This is a genomic window from Sulfitobacter aquimarinus (genome assembly GCF_040149565.1).
GTDB lineage: Bacteria > Pseudomonadota > Alphaproteobacteria > Rhodobacterales > Rhodobacteraceae > Sulfitobacter > Sulfitobacter aquimarinus.
In genome coordinates this window covers 46,926-64,187 of the sequence record NZ_JBEFLO010000001.1, presented here as the reverse complement: position 1 = coordinate 64,187, position 17,262 = coordinate 46,926, and the positions used below count along the sequence as shown (strand labels likewise).

At 59.8% G+C, this 17,262-nt stretch carries 17 protein-coding genes; 2 read left to right on the top strand and 15 right to left on the bottom strand.

The genetic code is table 11. The features are described from left to right. Window positions 1-85 precede the first annotated feature (85 nt). Complete coding sequence (gene folD / locus ABMC88_RS00290; RefSeq protein ID WP_349574829.1) at window positions 86-985, top strand: bifunctional methylenetetrahydrofolate dehydrogenase/methenyltetrahydrofolate cyclohydrolase FolD; 900 nt, start codon at window positions 86-88, stop codon at window positions 983-985. Here folD and ABMC88_RS00285 read toward each other — a convergent pair. Then, on the bottom strand, window positions 974-1,372 hold the full coding sequence (locus ABMC88_RS00285; protein ID WP_349574828.1) for a DUF2306 domain-containing protein: 399 nt from the start codon (window positions 1,370-1,372) through the stop codon (window positions 974-976). The two genes, folD and ABMC88_RS00285, sit on opposite strands and share 12 nt — an antisense overlap. 159 nt (window positions 1,373-1,531) lie before the next feature. On the opposite strand from ABMC88_RS00285, the gene ABMC88_RS00280 reads away from it, so the two are divergent. Next, a complete protein-coding gene (locus ABMC88_RS00280; RefSeq protein WP_349574827.1) occupies window positions 1,532-2,206 on the top strand; it encodes a LytTR family DNA-binding domain-containing protein in 675 nt (224 codons plus the stop codon). Here ABMC88_RS00280 and ABMC88_RS00275 read toward each other — a convergent pair. The 14 genes from ABMC88_RS00275 to ABMC88_RS00210 all read right to left on the bottom strand — a co-directional run bounded on the left by ABMC88_RS00275 (window position 2,203) and on the right by ABMC88_RS00210 (window position 17,107). Next, complete coding sequence (locus ABMC88_RS00275) at window positions 2,203-2,622, bottom strand: PaaI family thioesterase (RefSeq protein WP_349574826.1); 420 nt, start codon at window positions 2,620-2,622, stop codon at window positions 2,203-2,205. The genes ABMC88_RS00280 and ABMC88_RS00275 overlap by 4 nt on opposite strands. A 3-nt stretch (window positions 2,623-2,625) precedes the next feature. Then, entirely contained in the window at window positions 2,626-3,288 is a 663-nt protein-coding gene (pdeM, locus tag ABMC88_RS00270; protein ID WP_349574825.1) for a ligase-associated DNA damage response endonuclease PdeM, read from the bottom strand. A gap of 42 nt (window positions 3,289-3,330) precedes the next feature. Next, window positions 3,331-5,784: a ligase-associated DNA damage response DEXH box helicase gene (locus ABMC88_RS00265; RefSeq protein WP_349574824.1), complete on the bottom strand. Its 2,454-nt coding sequence runs from the start codon at window positions 5,782-5,784 to the stop codon at window positions 3,331-3,333. A gap of 94 nt (window positions 5,785-5,878) precedes the next feature. Beyond that, window positions 5,879-6,637 carry an NAD(P)-dependent oxidoreductase gene (locus ABMC88_RS00260; protein WP_349574823.1) on the bottom strand — a complete coding sequence of 253 codons (759 nt, stop codon included), beginning with the start codon at window positions 6,635-6,637 and terminating at the stop codon, window positions 5,879-5,881. A gap of 37 nt (window positions 6,638-6,674) precedes the next feature. Beyond that, window positions 6,675-7,982, bottom strand: coding sequence for a DUF8689 domain-containing protein (locus ABMC88_RS00255; protein WP_349574822.1), 1,308 nt, complete (start codon window positions 7,980-7,982; stop codon window positions 6,675-6,677). Window positions 7,983-8,044: 62 nt separating this feature from the next. Beyond that, on the bottom strand, window positions 8,045-8,539 hold the full coding sequence (locus ABMC88_RS00250; RefSeq protein ID WP_349574821.1) for a prepilin peptidase: 495 nt from the start codon (window positions 8,537-8,539) through the stop codon (window positions 8,045-8,047). 3 nt (window positions 8,540-8,542) lie between these two features. Then, complete coding sequence (locus tag ABMC88_RS00245) at window positions 8,543-9,391, bottom strand: tetratricopeptide repeat protein (protein WP_349574820.1); 849 nt, start codon at window positions 9,389-9,391, stop codon at window positions 8,543-8,545. Between the two features lie 74 nt (window positions 9,392-9,465). Then, window positions 9,466-10,053, bottom strand: coding sequence for a tetratricopeptide repeat protein (locus ABMC88_RS00240; protein WP_349574819.1), 588 nt, complete (start codon window positions 10,051-10,053; stop codon window positions 9,466-9,468). Beyond that, on the bottom strand, window positions 10,053-11,033 hold the full coding sequence (locus ABMC88_RS00235; RefSeq protein WP_349574818.1) for a type II secretion system F family protein: 981 nt from the start codon (window positions 11,031-11,033) through the stop codon (window positions 10,053-10,055). Before ABMC88_RS00235 ends, ABMC88_RS00240 begins: the two co-directional genes overlap by 1 nt. Before the next feature lie 9 nt (window positions 11,034-11,042). Next, a complete protein-coding gene (locus ABMC88_RS00230) occupies window positions 11,043-12,005 on the bottom strand; it encodes a type II secretion system F family protein (RefSeq protein WP_349574817.1) in 963 nt (320 codons plus the stop codon). Window positions 12,006-12,016: 11 nt separating this feature from the next. Beyond that, entirely contained in the window at window positions 12,017-13,453 is a 1,437-nt protein-coding gene (locus ABMC88_RS00225) for a TadA family conjugal transfer-associated ATPase (RefSeq protein WP_349574816.1), read from the bottom strand. Window positions 13,454-13,479: 26 nt separating this feature from the next. Beyond that, complete coding sequence (locus ABMC88_RS00220) at window positions 13,480-14,712, bottom strand: CpaE/TadZ family protein (protein WP_349574815.1); 1,233 nt, start codon at window positions 14,710-14,712, stop codon at window positions 13,480-13,482. A 279-nt stretch (window positions 14,713-14,991) separates the two neighbouring features. After that, on the bottom strand, window positions 14,992-15,666 hold the full coding sequence (locus tag ABMC88_RS00215; protein ID WP_439655565.1) for an OmpA family protein: 675 nt from the start codon (window positions 15,664-15,666) through the stop codon (window positions 14,992-14,994). A 13-nt stretch (window positions 15,667-15,679) separates the two neighbouring features. Beyond that, window positions 15,680-17,107 carry a type II and III secretion system protein family protein gene (locus ABMC88_RS00210; RefSeq protein ID WP_349574814.1) on the bottom strand — a complete coding sequence of 476 codons (1,428 nt, stop codon included), beginning with the start codon at window positions 17,105-17,107 and terminating at the stop codon, window positions 15,680-15,682. Window positions 17,108-17,262: the final 155 nt, after the last annotated feature.

The following is a 17,262-nucleotide window of genomic DNA, read 5'->3' as shown; positions in this document are numbered from 1 at the left end:
GGATTGACCCTCCTCCCGCTTTGCTTTGGCCCCGCGGGGCCAAAGATGAGTTTAAGGGCAAAATAAAGAAAAGGGGCGCGGTGAGATGACGGCGACTGTGATTGACGGGAAAGAGTTTGCGGGACGCGTGCGGGGGCAGGTTAGTGACCATGTGGCACGTCTGAAGGCGGATCACGGGATAACGCCCGGGCTGGCGGTTGTGTTGGTGGGCGAGGACCCGGCGAGCGAGGTTTACGTGGCGGCCAAGCATCGGCAGACGGTTGAGGTGGGTATGGCCTCGTTCGAGCATAAGCTGCCAGCGGATGTGAGCGAAGAAGAGCTGTTTGCGGTGATTGATAAGCTGAATGCCGATCCGGCTGTGCATGGTATTTTGTGCCAGTTCCCTGTGCCTGACCATCTGGACGAGCGGCGCGTTGTGGCCCGGATTGATCCGGCCAAGGATGTGGATGGGTTGAGCGTGACCAACGCGGGTTTGCTGGCCAGTGGCGAGACGGGCCTTGTGTCGTGTACGCCTTTGGGATGCTTGATGCTGCTGCGCGACCAGCTTGGCGATATGTCGGGCATGGATGCGGTTGTGGTCGGGCGGTCGAACCTGTTTGGCAAACCGATGGGGCAATTATTGCTGCAAGAGAATTGCACCGTTACGATTGCGCATTCGCGGACCCGCGATCTGGCGGATGTATGCCGCCGTGCGGATATTCTGGTGGCCGCCGTGGGCCGCGCCGAGATGGTCCAGGGCGATTGGGTCAAGCCCGGTGCAACGGTGATTGATGTGGGCATTACGCGGATCCCGCACCCCGACAAGCCTGGCAAATCCAAGCTGTTGGGCGATGTGCATTTTGCGGGTGCTGCGGAAGTAGCGGGTGCTATCACGCCCGTGCCCGGTGGCGTGGGGCCGATGACGATTGCGTGCCTTCTGGCCAATACCGTCACCGCCTGCTGCCGTGCGCACGGGTTGGCGGAGCCTGAGGGCTTAACCGCCTAAGAACGTGCTGTGCATGATGCGGCCGGGGAGGAATGTGAACGCTCCGGCCACAAAGAGCGCTGTGAAGGCCATGGTTTGCATGGTCTTCTTATGCTCGTCGATGCGGCCTGCGCGGGCGGCGCGCACGGCGCGGACGAGGCTCCAGAGAACATAGAGCGACAGCAGGTGGATCGGGCTGAACGGGCCGATCAGGCGCAGCTCGGTGATGCCAAAACTGCTGAGCGCGACAATCGCCATCATTGCGACCCAAAGGCGTCCCATGAAACGGTGGTTTGTGCTACCCTTCGGAACGGCGAAGATGGCCATGGTCAGGATGACTGCGCCAATCGCAACTATCATATGTATCTGGATAATCAGCGGCGCGTTTGTAAATGGCGTGAGGGTCATAGCGGGGCTCCATTGTGTTCGGTTGCTTTGTCATGGCAAGCTGTGGAGGACGGTGCCAGAGCGGCTGCGCAAGTGGCGCTTTGCTTTCGTGAATGACATCGGGGTAGGGGTGGAATGCAGGTCACGCTTCGTGAAATGGGCAGGTTCAGGTTGCCGTTATTGATCTGGCTAGCGGTGACGTCTGTTGCCGCGATGGCGGGGCCCTTCGGCACGATCGAGGCGATGGAGTTGGGCGGGCGCGTGGCTTATTGGGGCACGGTGACGGCGGGTTCGATCGCGATGAGCATGGCGGCCTACCATGTGGCACAACGCTTCGGGCGGATCGGATCATTGCTGGTTTGGATCGGCTTTTTGCTGGGCTTGTCTGTTGTCGTGCATGTGGCGAATAGTTTTCTATTTGCGCATTGGTCAGGGGTGGCGCGCTGGCTGTCGCTAGCGGTCAACGTCATTGTGGTCGCTATCGCCGTGCATCTGCTGGCTTGGGCGGTGGAAGGGCGCGCTCCGCAGGTGGAGGCATCGCAGCCCACGGATGTGTTCCAAAAACGTTTGCCCATTGAGGTGCGTGCCCCCTTGGTGCGGATCGAGGCGCAAGATCACTACCTGAATGTGGTCACGTCCAAGGGCATCACGCTGATCCTGATGCGGTTGGGGGAAGCAATTTCAGAGCTGTCGGGCCTTGGGCTACAGGTCCACCGCTCGCATTGGATTGCGCTGGATGCGGTGCAAAAGCATCGGCGTGACAAAGGGCGCGATCTGATGGTGATGGCGGATGGCCACGAAGTACCGGTTAGCCGAAGCTTTAGGCCAAGCGCACAAGACGCGGGATTGTTCTAACGTGGGACGGGGACCATGGTGCCCTGTAGGATGGCGATCAGGGTCTCCTTGCCGTTCTCGACCGCGTGGACCTCGGAGGTGACCACGCACAGGCGTTTGCCCGTTTTTATCACGCGCCCTGCCGCGACAAGATGGTCGCCGCGTGCGGGCGCTACAAGATTGATCTTGATCTCGGCGGTGACGACTTCCATGTCCAACGGCAACGTGGTGAGCGCGGCATAGCCCGCCGCACTGTCACCGATAGAAAACGTCAGCCCCGCGTGCCCATGCCCTTGTTGTTGCCGCGCACCTGCCAATATCGGCGCGGTGATGCGCACAAGCCCCGCGCTGACATCGGACAGTTCAGCCCCCAGGGTCTGCATCATGGATTGGGCGGCAAAGCTGTCGTGGATGCGTTGAATTGTTGTCTGGTCCATGGGTTATCTCGGCATTGGAATGGCGGTGGGGGTGGCCCCTGTTAGCACGGCGATGGCTTCGTTGCGCATCAGGTCGCGCAGGGCGGCGTGTTGGCTGTGCAGGCCGCCCGTATAGGTGCCGTAGGCGGGCAGGATGATGCGGTTTGTGTCGATCAGAAACGCCGCCCGCGTGACGGTGCGGCCGCGCAATTGCACGCTGGCCTTGGGGTGGTAATGCCCCGAGACTTCGCCGCTGGCCCCGTCTTGTGCGATGTGACGGAAGGTGAGGGGCGGTAGGGGAAGCTCTGCCAGATGGGCGCCGCCGAACTCGACCGGGCCGGGGTCGTGGTTGCCCTCGATCCAGACCCAGCGGCGGCCCGCTTGCAGGCGGAAAATCCATTGGCGTTCCTCTTCGGGCAGGGCATCGGCGGCGGCAAGGTCGTCGAAACTGTCGCCCAGACAGACCACCGTGCGCGCATGGCTGAGCGCCAGATCAGCGGCCAGACGGGTCAGCGTATCGCGGGTGTCATAGGGCGGCAGGGAGGTGCCGCCGCGCCGCGCGATCCGTTCGGATTTGCCCAAATGCAGATCGCTGACCACCAGCAGGCTTTGATCGGGCCACCAAAGTGCGCCCGACCCCATTGCTGTCAGCTGTGCGCCCGACAAAGTGAAATCATATCCCTTCATGGCGTCAGGTGTGGAACAGATTGGCAACCGCCGCAAGGGCGCTTAGGGCAGCGCCCGCCAGCGCGGCTTGTCCGAGGGCGCAGGCGTGATCTGCGCCAGCCCTGATTCCTGCATCAGGCGGCGGGATTCTTCGGCAAGCAGGCGTTCCTCGGCATCTCCCTTCACGGGCACGCGGCCCATTTCCAGCAACAAAGGCGCGGCCAGCGGCGTGACGCGGGGCAGGGTGAGATGATCGATCCGCCCGCGTGTCCGATCCAGCATCTCCTCGATCCGGCCAAAGTCGACCAGCCCGCGCAGAGCCTCTTCGCGGGTGATGTCCAGCATCAGGTGGTCGGGGTCGTATTTCGTGAGCGTGTCGTAAAGGATATCCGAGCTGAACGTTGCTTGCCGCCCCGATTTGCGCGCCTGCGGGCTGTTGCGCTCGATCAATCCTGCGATGGTGGCACTGGCGCGAAAGGTCCGCTTCATCACCGCATTACCGGCCAGCCAAGTCTCCATCCCGTTATGCAGGGCCGTCGGGTCAAGCAGGGGCGCGGGGTCGGTCACTGGGTCGATGCTCCAGATCAGGGTGGCGTAGTCGGTGGCGACAAAGCCCATCGGGCTCAGGCCCAGCTCCTCCATCCGTTTGGTCAGCAGCAGGCCCAGCGTTTGCTGCCCGTTGCGGCCGGCAAAGCCGTAGAAGACCGTCTGTTCGCGGCCATCGTGGGGGAAGCTCTCGATCAGCAGGCGGCCCGGTTGCGGCAGTTGGCTGTGGGTGCGTTGCAGCTCCAGCCACTGGGCGGTGTGGGGCGGCAGTTCGGGCCAGCGGTCCTGGGCAAAGATGCGCTGCACCCGTGCGCTCAGCTGTGTTGATGTGGCGAATTTTGTGCCGCCAAAGGTCGCGACCTTGGGCTTTTTCGCGGCATTGCGCGAGACCTCGACGGTCATCTCGCGCAGACCTTCATAGCGCACGATCTGCCCGCCGATCAGGAAGGTGTCACCAGCGGTCAGTGTCGCGGCAAAGCCTTCCTCGATCTCGCCCAAGGGTTTGCCGCCACGGTTGCGTTTCATCCGCACCTTGAGTTTGTCGGTGTCCTGAATCGTGCCGATGTTCATGCGCAGATTGCGGGCCGCACGCGGATCGCGCAACTGCCACATGCCGTCGGGGCGCTGGATCAGCCGTTGCCATTTGTCATAGGTGCGCAGGGCGTAGCCGCCCGTGGCGCAGAAATCCAGACAGGCGTCGAATTCGGCACGGGTGAGGGTGCTGTAGGCTCCTGCGGTTTTGACCTCGTGGTATAGGGCAACCTCGTCGAACCGGCCTGCGCAGGCGGTGATGAGGATGTGTTGGCACAGCACGTCACGCGGGCCCCGCCCGCGTGCGTCACCGTCCAGTTCGCCGTCCAGTACGGCCTCTAACGCGGCAAGGCATTCGACAACTTCAAAGCGGTTGGCGGGGACCAGCAGCGCCTTGGACGGCGCGTTATAGCGGTGGTTGGCGCGGCCGATGCGCTGGACCAGCCGCTTGACGTTCTTGGGCGCGCCGATCTGGATGACCAGATCAACGTCGCCCCAGTCGATCCCCAGATCAAGGCTGCCTGTGCAGACAATCGCCCGCAACTCGCCGCGCACCATCGCGGCCTCGACCTTTGTGCGCTGTTCGCGGTCGAGTGAGCCGTGGTGGATGCCGATCGGCAGGCTGTCGTCATTGGCGAGCCAGAGGTTATGAAAGAAAATTTCCGCCTGTGCGCGGGTGTTGTGGAAAATGAGCGTGGTCTGGTGCTGTTTGACCTGTTCCAGAACGGCAGGGATCGCATAGGCCGCACCGCCCCCCGACCATGGCGGGGCTTCATCCGTGCGCAGCATGGTGATGTCGGGCGCGGGGCCGGGATCGGCTTGAAGGATTGCACAAGGGTCCGGGTTGCGGGCCATGAGGTGGGCGATGGCCTGTGGATCGTCCACTGTTGCGCTAAGACCGACGCGTTTGAGATCAGGGCAGATCGTTTGCAGCCGTGCGAGCGCAAGCATCATCTGGTCGCCGCGTTTTGATTCTGCCAGCGCGTGGATTTCGTCGATCACGACGCGTTTCAGACCGCGAAACATGCGCGGCGCGTCTTCGTAGCTGACCAGCAGGGCGAGGCTTTCTGGAGTGGTAAGGAATATATGCGGCGGGTCGGCGCGTTGACGTTTGCGCAGGGTGGCGGTGGTGTCGCCCGTGCGCTCTTCGACGCGGATGCTGAGGTTCATCTCCTCAATCGGGGTACGCAGGTTGCGTTTGATGTCGGCAGCCAGCGCTTTGAGCGGGGAGATGTAGAGCGTGTGCATCCCGTCGTGGGGGGTCTCGTGCAGGTCGATGAGCGTTGGCAGGAAACCTGACAAAGTTTTGCCGCCGCCCGTTGGCGCGATAAGCAGGAGAGCGGGATCATCCGCGCGGTCGAGCATCTCTTGTTGGTGGGGGTGGATGGTCCAGCCTTTGGACTGGAACCAGTTTTGGAAAGTTCGGGGGAGTTTGCGCATGGAGTGTAAGGTAGCACCGTTGCGCAGGGGGGCCAGCCCCCTTGGCCCAAAAGGCCAATTCTCCAGGAGGATTTAGGGCCAGAAAAATAGGCGATCAGTCGCGGGGTTTGAGGGTTTTCAGCAGCGATTGGATCGTTTCGGGCAGGGTGGTGTCTGCGTGTTCGGGTGCTGCATCAAGGGCGCTGGCGATGTCTTTGACAAGAATGGCGATTGTGTTGTTATCCACATGGCCGTCGCGGGCGAATTCGATGCTGTTGAATCCAGAGGCGAACCAGTTCTGGCCTGACGAGGTATGGATAAGGTCCAGAAGGGCTTCGGGGTCGAGCTGTGCGGCGTCTGCCCAGTCAAGAACTAGCCGTGTCATGGCGGTGTTTGACGCGGCAAGAAGGTTGTTGAGAACCTTGGCTTGCATCCCCGCACCGTAACCGCCCATGCGGTGAAAATGTTTTCCCATCGCGCTGAAGAGCGGCTGTGCGGCATCCAGATCGGTCGCGTTCCCGCCCAGCATAAAGCTGAGGCGGGCTTCTTGCGCTGCGATTTGAGCGCCAGACATGGGCGCGTCGATCAGGGCGATGTGGGACGGGATGCGGGCGCGCAGGTCTTTGACGTAGCGTGGGGATAGGGTCGAACAGATGATGATGCGGATCAGGGTCGGGATGGCGGTGAAGTTCTGGTCGCCAAACAGGACTGCTTCGGTCTGGTCGATGTCGCGGACCACGGTGATGAGCGTGTCGAGGTCTTCGGAGAAAACGGCGATGTCGTCTGTGATGTGGGGCGTGTCCATGGGCACCACATCGTATCCCCGAGCGGGCACGCCTGCGGCGCGCAAAGCGGCCAGCATCGGTGCGCCCATTCGCCCGCAGCCTGCTATGCCAGTCCGCGAGCGCATCTTATTTCACGATGTGTTCGTCTTTGACGAACATGTTTGCCCATGCGCGATCCATCAATTCGGGGGTCATGTGATTTGGCACACCTTCGAATTCGCAGATTGCGATGATCTGGTCGATCAGGAAGATCGGCTGATAGTTGGCATATGTGTTGTCGATTGTGGGATATTTGTTTTTCAGCAAGTGGATCAGCGTCGCTTCATCCAGCGGCATGCCGCGTTTTTTGGCAACCATGGCAAAGATTTTGAGGAAGTTCGCCTGATTTGGCCCGTCGATTTTGATCTTGAAGAAGATCCGGCGCAGGGCCGCTTGGTCGAAGATCTCGTTGGGGTGGAAGTTGGTGGAGAAGATCACCAACGTGTCGAAGGGGACCTCGAACTTCTCACCTGATTGCAGGGCGAGGATGTCTTTGCTTTCCTCCAGCGGGACGATCCAGCGGTTCACGATGCTTTGCGGGGGTTCTTTCTGGCGGCCAAGGTCGTCGACGATGAAGATGCCGCCGGTGGATTTGAGCTGTAGCGGGGCCTGATATGTCTTGGCGTTGGGGCTATAGACCAGATCGAGCATGTCGAGCGAGAGCTCACCGCCTGTGATAACCGTCGGGCGCTCGCAGCAGACATAGCGGGCATCGAAGCGGGTGATGCGGCGCAGGGAGTTGGGGTCTTGTTCGGCCTGTGCGACTTCGGTGTGCACAATCGGGTCAAACATGGTGATGACCTGACTGGCGTATTCAATCGCGCGCGGCACATAGACCTGATCGCCAAGCGCGTCGCGGATGCCGTTCGAGATTGAGGATTTACCGTTGCCGGGTGGGCCATACATCAGGATCGAGCGGCCGGCCGAGACGGCAGGGCCGAGGTTGTCGAGCAGATCGTCAGGCAGCACCAGATGACCCATCGCGCCTGTCAGCTGGGCGCGGGTGATTTGCATGTTGCGCACGGATTGGCGTTTGACCTGTTCTTTGTACACCTCAAGCGGGACGGGCATAGGGCCGAAATATTCCGATTGGGCCAACGCATCCAGCGCGCGGGCCTTGCCGCCATCGGTCAGCTGGTAGCCCATCTCGTTGGCGCCGTCCTCGGCCACGGTGCCTGTCGCCTCGATCAGGCGCTGGGTGCGGCACATATCGACCAGTTCCTGTACCACAGGGATGGGCAGGCAGACGGCTTTGCTCAGGTCGCTGACCAGATCAAGGTTCTTGCGGAAGATTGTCTTGATCAGGATATCGCGCATCATGACGATGGGCAGGCGCATGTCTGACAAGGTCTTGGGCGGTGGCGGGGCCATGACGGTTGTGGTTGGGGCGTTCATACTGCTGTCTCCCTCTGCTGGGCTGTTGTTAGCCCGTCAATAGCAGGAAAAAATGGCCGTTTTCAGGCACCATAAAGAAGGCCGAGGCCCAAATAGAGGCTAAGCGCGCTGCCAAGGGCGAGGCCCATTGGGAACTTCTTGCCCTGCTCCCAGCTGGTCCAATTGGGGGCCAATTGGCGCAGCGGCGTGAATTTGGCGAAACGGTGGGTCACAAAAGCGGCCAGCAGCGTGGAGGCGAACAGCCAGATCAACAGGTTCAGATCGCCCAGTGCGACAAAGGGGGCCGCCGCAGCGAGGAATTTGCTGTCGCCTGCGCCCATAGCACCCGCCGCGTTCAGCACGATCCCTGCAATCAACACGATCACAAGGTTGGCAAGCCGCCACAGGTAGTCGTCAAAGGGCAGGGCGATCAGGCCAATCACGACAAAGACGGCGGCCAGCAACAAGTTCGCGCCATTGGTGATCTTCATCGTCGAAATGTCTGTATATATTACATAAAGACAGATCGGCAGCACGAAGGGAAAGAACCACGCAGCGGCGTAGACCGTAATCGCCACGGGTTACGCCTCGAGTGCGGCGAGGGCCCGAGAGGCGGCCTCGAAGTGTTGGGGATGCGTCTCGATCGCTTCGCGCAGCAGGCCTTTGCCTGTCTCGACATCGCCTTGTTTGATCGCGGATAGGGCAATTGTGTGCAGCAGTTGCGCGCGCTCTGTCTGATCCATCGGGACGACAGGCAGGTTATAGTTGCCCTGCGCACCGCGGGCCAAAACAAGGTTGTTTTTGGCCGTGAACAGCCCGCTGTCTTGGGTAACGGCGCTTGTGAACAGACGCTCGGCGTCTTTGAAATCACCGCGCGTCAGTTTGGAATAGCCCCAGTTGTTCAGTACAGGCGCGGGCTTTGTCGTCAGGCCCACCGCGATCTCGTAAAAGCTGTCGGCTTTTTTCCACTGCTTTTTGCTGTCGGCGACGATGGCCTCCAGACGGTAGCGTTTGAAGGTTTCATGCGTGGGCGGGATCGCGGTCAGCGTCTTTTCCGCACGCGCCCAATCGCCCGACCGGATCAGCGCATCCGCGTGCTCGACGCGGTCGTCATTGGTGGCACCCGCCAGCGAGGTCGTCTTGCCCCACGCCGCCGCACCTTCGTCATAACGTTTGGCGCGGATCAATGATTGCGCCAGACCGCGCTGGAATTCGATATTTTTGGGCTGCTCGGCAGTCACCCGTTTGAAATAGGTCACTGCCTCGTTAGGGTCGCCCACGGTCAGCATGACATCGTTCAGGTTGGCGTCGTCAATGACGTTCACGTCCTGAAAGGCACGCTCGACGGTTTCTTCTGCGTTCTGCTCGGCACAGCCGGCCAACATAACTGCCCCTACAAAAAGGGCGCTCAAACGGGAGGTATGGCGCATGGTTGCGTCCTTTTACTGCTTCTGCCTCATGCGGTGCCCCTGCGCGGGATGTTGTTGCCGTGCCTATTTTTAGGTCACAGCCCCGAGCGGATCACATAGTCTGCGGATCCACGGCGCACCAACTTATAGTCTTGGGGTGTACCCGATGCCGCGCCGAAATTCTCGTTCTTTTCGAGGGCCAGGCGTAAATTGTCGCGGATTGAGACACTTTCGCCATTATCGAGCGCGAAAGCCTTGCGAAATATCTGTGTGGCGTCGGCATTTTTGCCACGCTCCATCAGGACAACGCCCAGATTGTTCCAGATTTCGGGGCTTGTCGCGTCACGCTCCACGGCGCGGCGCAGCAGGATTTCCGCCTGACCCAACCGCCCCAGCCCCAGGTTAGCGGTGCCAAGGCCCGACAGAATCTCGGCATCGACTGTGCCGCGGTCAATAGCGGCACGGTTGAACGAACGGATCGCCAATTCATACTGCCCCGAGGAAACGAGGCGATGACCTGTTTCAAGATTGTCGGCACCGTCGGCCCGCAAATCCACACCCGGCGCATCCAGCGGATCAACCTTTGGGCCGAACACAGATGCGCCAAAGCCGCCCGAAGAACAGGCGGCCAAAGCAGTGTTAAGAATGAGGAGGGCGGCCAGCGCCCTCAGCCATGATGTCATTATTGTCCGGGTCCGCTCATTTCGCCCATTTTCTGGATGCCCATGACCGATGGACCAACAAGGATGATCAACAGAGGGGGCACCGTGAACATCATAGTGGCAAGTGTCATCTTGGTTGGCAACTTGTTTGCGGCCTCTTCCGCACGCATGACGCGTTTGTCGCGCATCTCGGCCGCGTAAACGCGCAAGGCGTCAGCGATCGAAGTACCAAAGGCCGCCGATTGCACCAGCACGGTCACAAAGGACGACACATCCTGCACGCCGCAGCGCGTGCCCATGTCGTTGAGGACGTTAACCTTGTCCTTACCTGCCTTCATCTCTTGGGCCACGACTTCGAATTCATCGGCGAGGGCGGCATAAGACGCCTTTAGCTCACGCGCGACGCGGACGATACATTGATCCAGCGACTGGCCGGCCTCAACGCAGACCAGCATCATATCGAGCGCGTCTGGAAAGCCGCCCTCGATCTCTTCCTTACGGGCGGCAACGCGGCGCGTGATCCAGTATTTGGGCAACCAATAGCCGACAGCGCCGGGGCCAAGGGTCCACATCATGGTTTTCTGTGTCGTCATCTCAACTTCGACGATGAAGTTCGTGTAAACCACACCGATCACAAGGCCCAGCAGGCCCAGAGTCATCTGCGCGAAATAGAAAATGCGCACGGCATCGCGGGATTGGTATCCTGCCTGACGCAGCTCCAGCTGTTTGTCGCTCAGTTCCTTGTCGTCTGACGGCTCAAGGAAGGTCGAGAACTTTTGCAGCTGGGCGTTGCCATCCTTTTGGCGCAGCCTTGCGGGTTCATCAACGCCGCCACGCGGGGCGCGCTGTTCCCGCTTGAGCTTGTCCAGCGGGTCTTCGGGTTGGTTGATCATCATGACAACTGTGGCCAGGACCAGAACGGCCCCCATCACGCCAAGGATGATGATCAGCCCGAAAGGCCCCATCACTTCGCTGATTGCAGTGTTGATATTACCAAGCATATCCGCCCCCTAGACTTTGATATTTGTGAGCACGCGCATCACAAGAAGGTTAACGCCGAGGAAGATACCGACAAAGAAACACGCGGGGATAAAGTAGGGCGTCTCTTTCACTTCGTCGTAGTAGTGTGGATCGCCGACCTGAATTACGACCAAGGCCATGAGCGGGAAGGCAGACAGGAATTTGCCTGACCACTTCGCCTCGGCGGTGATCGCTTTTACACGGCGGAACAGGCGGAAACGGGCGCGGATCACTTTGGCCAGACCGGCCAGAATTTCCGCAAGGTTACCCCCGGATTGCTGCTGGATCGTCACGGCCACGGCGAGAAAGCGCAAATCCTGCATGTCCAACCGCTCGGCCATGTCTTTGAGCGCCTCGCCGACGTCACGGCCATAAGCCGCCTCATCCGCGATCACGCCGAATTCGGAGGCAAGCGGGTCTTGCACCTCTTTTGACACGATGGAGATCGCGTTTGAGAACGGGTGCCCCACACGGAGGGAGCGGACCATCAGCTCAACCGCGTCGGGCAGTTGTTCTTCGATCATCGCCATGCGTTTTCCGGCTTTCATGGAAATCCACATGAACACGGCCCCGATGCCCATCCCGATGGACATGACCAGACGCACGGCGGGCTCGGTCGCGGTGCCGATGGTCAGCGCCATAAAGATTGCTGCCGACAGGCCCGCCATCACCAAAATCAACTGCTGGGGCGTGAACGCAATCGCCGCTTTCTGCGCCTTTTCAGACAGCAGTGAATACAGCGGGATCGACCGCGCCTTCATGTGCTGGTGCATTTCCTTGCGCAGTTTTTCCAACACCTCTTCGCGGCGCTGGCCCTTCTCGAGCATTTCGAGACGGCGGTTCACGCGGGAGTTCAGCGAGATGGATTTGCCAAAGGCGACCAGATAGATCCCCTCGACGAGGACCAGAACACCGACGAAAATCAGGCCATAGATGATGGGTTCAACGCTCATATCGGGTACTCCTACTCGGCCGCAACGGGTTCATAGATGGACGAGGGCAGATCATAGCCCCACATGCGGAAGCGTTCGGCATAGTGGCTGCGCACACCTGTTGCGGTGAAGTGCCCGATGATCTTGTTATCAGGCGTCAGGCCAACCCGCTGGTAGCGGAAGATCTCCTGCATCGAGATCACGTCGCCTTCCATGCCTGTGATTTCCGTGATCGAGGTCATGCGGCGCGAGCCGTCTTGCAGACGCGAGGCCTGCACGATCAGGTTCACAGCGCTTGAAATCTGGCTACGCACAGCCTTCAGGGGCATTTCGATACCGGCCATGGCGATCATATTTTCCAGACGCGACACACCGTCCCGAGCAGAGTTCGCGTGGATCGTCGTCATGGAGCCGTCATGGCCGGTGTTCATGGCTTGGAGCATGTCGATGACTTCCTCGCCACGAGTCTCACCCACGATGATGCGGTCGGGCCGCATGCGCAGGGCGTTTTTCAGACAGTCGCGCGGCGATACCTCGCCTTTGCCTTCTACGTTTGGCGGACGGGATTCCATCCGGCCCACGTGGGTCTGTTGCAGTTGAAGTTCCGCCGTATCCTCGATGGTCAGGATGCGTTCGGCATTGTCGATGAACGAGGACAGCGCGTTGAGCGTGGTCGTTTTACCCGAACCCGTACCACCCGACACAATCACGTTCAGACGTGTGGCAACGGCGGCTTGCAGATATGCGGCCATCTCTTCGGTGAAGGCCCCGAATTGCACCAGATCGTCGATGCCAAGCTTGTCTTTTTTGAACTTACGAATGGACACGAGGCTGCCGTCAACGGCAACTGGTGGCACCATCGCGTTGAAGCGCGAGCCGTCTTTGAGCCGCGCATCGACGTAGGGGTTCGATTCGTCGACGCGGCGACCCACGGCCGATACGATCTTGTCGATGATCCGCAGTAGGTGACGCTCGTCCTTGAAGGTGATGTCCGTCAGCTCCAGCTTGCCCGAACGCTCTACAAAAATCTGTTGCGGGCCGTTCACGAGGATATCGTTCACGGTTTCGTCTTTGAGCAACGTCTCAAGCGGGCCGAGGCCGGTAACTTCGTCATAAAGCTCGGAGTTGAGCGTCATGCGGTCTTCGCGGCCCAGAACGATGGACTTCTCGGCCAGATGCTCGGCCGAGATTGCGTTGATTTCCGCGCGCAAGTCAGCCTCGGTGGCGTGCTCCAAAGCGGCAAGGTTCAGGTTGTCGAGCAGGACGCGGTGCAGATCGAGCTTGATCTCGCCCATACGCTGCTTGCGTTTGACTTCCTTGTCCACGGGCGTGGCCGCCGCGGGCTGCGAGGCTTTGCGCATGGAAGCCGCCGGTGCTGGTGCGGCGGGTTTTGCTGCTTCGATCGGCGTTACCTTGGCCTGCGGGGCAGGGGCTGCGGCGGCGTCCGGTTTTTTATACTTGGAGAACATGGGCGTGTGCTTTCTATGTCTCGGGCTCAGGCTGCGGCGGCTTCAGAGTCGCGCAGGGTAAAGATAGAGGCGGCCAGTTTGGAAATCTCTTTGCGCAGCGGGCTTTTAGGCGCCGATGCAGCAAGAGGCATCCCGTGGTCGTTGGCCTGCGTGATCGGCTTGCCGCCATCAGGCAGTTGCAGATCAATGCTGATGTCGAGGCTTTCGGCCATCCGCTTCACGCGGCTTTTGGCGTTCAGATCGGTGAATTTGGGCGCACGGTTCAGCACATAGCGCAGCTTTTCCACCGGCAGCTCTTCGGATTGCAGCGCACGTTTGAAACGCAGCGTATTTTGCGCCGACCGCATATCCAGCTCGAGCATCGCAAAGTAGATATGCGCGGTGGTCAGCACGGTTTCGGACCATTGCACCAAGGTCGAGGGCATGTCGATCACGACGTAATCAAACTGGTTGCGGGCCATATCCAGCACGCGGCCAATGTCTTCGGCTGTGATCAGGTCCAGCGGTAGCATGTCGGACGGGGCGGTCAAAACCGAAAGCGTGTCCTCGTAGGTGGTCAGCGCCTGACCAAAGATTTCTTCGTCCATCGCTTCGGTATCCGACAGCATTTCATAGACGACTTCGCGGCGGGGTAGGTCAAGGAAGGTCGACACCGACCCGTATTGCAGGTCCAGATCCAGCAAACACACCGAAGGCGTGCCTTTGCCGCCCGCCAGGGCCAGCTCCCATGCGAGGTTCACGGCCATTGTGGTCGAGCCTGTGCCACCGGCAAGCCCGTGAACCACGATCACCGCGCCGTCTTTTTGCGCGCCTGCCTTCAGGCCGCTTGCACCTGCGACTTCGGGCACAGGTTCAGGGGTGCGGATACGCTCGATCGCTTGGGCCAGCTCACCCTCGGGGAGGGGGTAGGGCACGAACTCATCGGCCCCTTGGCGCAGCAAAGTGTGCAGCGCATTGGGGGTCACGTCTTCGGCGATCAGAATAACCTTGAGGCCGCGTGCCTTGGCTTGGGTGATGATCTCGGTCATCATCGGCATGTTGTCTTCGTCGGCGTCGTCCATCGCAAGGGCGATGAATTCCATGCCCTGTGCCTCGGGTTGACCGAAAAACGCCAGTGCCTCGGCAAATCCCAGATCACCCCAGCTTTCGCCAAGCGCGCTTTCCATGTCCTCGATCAGCAGATCGAAGTTCTGCACGTCACGGCTAACCGTACATGCAAGGATGACGTCCTGTTCGGGTTGCGGCATTACGCTGCTCATTGCCTTCATTCCTTTTATCAAAGGGAGGGGGGCCAATGTGCTGCATGTCAGATGCAGATTTCGCCCGACCACCCCCTGCCGGACCTTTGCCCGGACAGAGTTTTCTTGTTGAGGAATTCTTGCCAGTGAACTGGGGCATGATTGGGGCGCAATTGCTGCGATTGTTGGGTTTCTTGAAACGATGGGGGGGTGATAGGGCGGATTGATTTCTGCAAAAAACGCCTGATCTAAATGAAAAAGCCGCTCTGGAAGAGCGGCCTTTTAAGTTGTTTCAAAGACTTAGTTGGTGCCGGTGATGCCTGTCTGATCAGATGACAAAGTCGACGGCGCCACGGCACTGGCCACATAGTCACGGTAAATGATCTGGGCGTATTTGCCGTCCATCACCGTTGGATGACGTTTCACAAAACCGCTGACTTCGGTGACCGTTCTGCGGTTCCGGCGCTCGCGGCCTTGGGTGACGACCAGCGGCTGTGTCTCGCCGAAGGAGACGACGGCCTCAAGCCTGCTGCGGCTGATTCCCTGCGTCGAGAGATAGCGCACAACGGCATCTGCGCGGCGTTTGCCCAAGCTTTTGTTCGCGCGGTTTGTGCCGACAGCGTCCGTGTGGCCGTAGACCTTGAACCGGATTTCGGGGAATTGCCGAATCCAGCCCGCCTGCTTGCGCAAGATCGCCTGTGCCTGCCCGTCAAGCTGTGACGAGTTGAACGCAAAGTTGACCGTGCTGTCGATCTCGGCGGCAAAACGTTTCGCCAAATCAAAGGTATACTGGCGTTCGCCCGTCATGACGAGGCGGTTGTTCAGCGTCGCATTGCCAAAATCACCTGTATCAACCAGCGCACCCGCTTCGGAATAAAACTGCGTATAGACCGGATCGGAACTGGTGGTGGCGCAGGCGCCAAGCCCGACAACCGCCGTTAGCATCGAGGCTGTGAATATGTGCCGTGTGGTCATGCGCTTCATAGCCTTAATCCAATACGTAGCCATATGACCCGGTAAAGTCCTGCTTGGCAACCTCGCCTGCGGCGCCTTTTTTAGGCGTGCGGGTGCCAGCGGCCGTACGACCGTGCAGGAACAGGTCCTGCTCTGTCGGGGGCTTGATCCGGTCGGTCGGCAGGGCCAAAGCCTCGCCACGGGTTGGGGTCACAAGATGCGCGCTGATGATGATGACCAATTCGGTCTGGCTGCGCTGGTAGTTGGCCGAGCGGAAGAGGGACCCCAGCACGGGCACGTCGCCGATCCACGGCAATTGCGTCGCGCTATCGCTAAAGTCGTCCTGCAAAAGCCCTGCAATCGCAAAGCTTTCGCCATCGCGCATTTCGACCGTGGTGGAGGTTTCGCGCCGCGAGAAAGCAGCAACCTGAAAGCCGTCCAGTACAACGCCGTTATTTGTATCAATCGCCGATACGGCGGCCTTCAGCTCAATATTGATCAGATCTTTGTCTACAACACGCGGGATAAAGGCCAGTTCAACACCGAAGGGTTTGAATTCAATGGCCGTCGCACTGCCGTCCTGGGCAACGGGGACCGGATATTCGCCACCTGCCAGAAATTTCGCTTCCTGACCTGAAAGAGCGACCAGATTCGGCTCTGCCAGAAAGCGGACAACGCCTTTTTGCTCCAGCGCTTCCAGAAGAATACCAACCTGCACCGAGCCTGCGTTAAAACCGAACAGAACCGCGCCGGAGTTGACGTTGGAAGGCGCATACTGGCCCGTTTGGGCCGCAGAGCCGCCCAACGCGATGAGCGAGCCAGTGCCGCCGTTAACGCCGAAGTTGTTGCCGCCACCAATCGACAGCGAAGAGGCGAGGGTTTTTGCAACGGATCGCTGCATTTCAGCAAACCGCACTTTCAGCATAACTTGCTGAATGCCGCCGACAGTCATCAGGTTCGAGACACGCTCGGGGGCGTACCGCTCAGCCAGTTCCAACGCGCGGGCCAGCTTTTGTGCCGATGTCACGACACCCGACAGCACGATCCCGTCATTGGCAGAGCGGACCTCGATCTTCTCACCGGGGAGGATCTGGCGCAGACGTTCTTTGAACTCGGACAAATCGGGGGTCACGACCACATCAACGTTTGTGATCAGCCGTCCTGCGGCGTCAAACAGCGTGAGCGTGGTGGTGCCGGGCGCTTTGCCCAATACATAAATGGTGCGATCCGAAAGCGAGGACAAATCCGCGATGCCGGGGTTTGCGATGCTCAGTTCGGCAAAGGGCGTGTCACTTTCCACAACAATTGCGCGGTTGAGCGGTACCTGCAGTCTGGCACTTGTGCCACTTTTGACGACACGCAGATTATCGGCAACGGCAACCGTAGGGGCCGTTACCGCAATTGCGGATACACTTAGCGTCAGCCCCAGAAGGGCCGCTTTTAGAAATCTATCGATTTTCATGTGACCTGCCTTTTTGATCACGCCTCAAAATAGGGTCTTTTTGCCCGCCGTTTTGTTAACCTTGCTGCAATTTCGATTTTTTTGCAAGAATCAATACGTTCGCAGGCAACATTTCTGTGGATTAATGGCAACAGGGGCGAAACGCGAAACGCCGC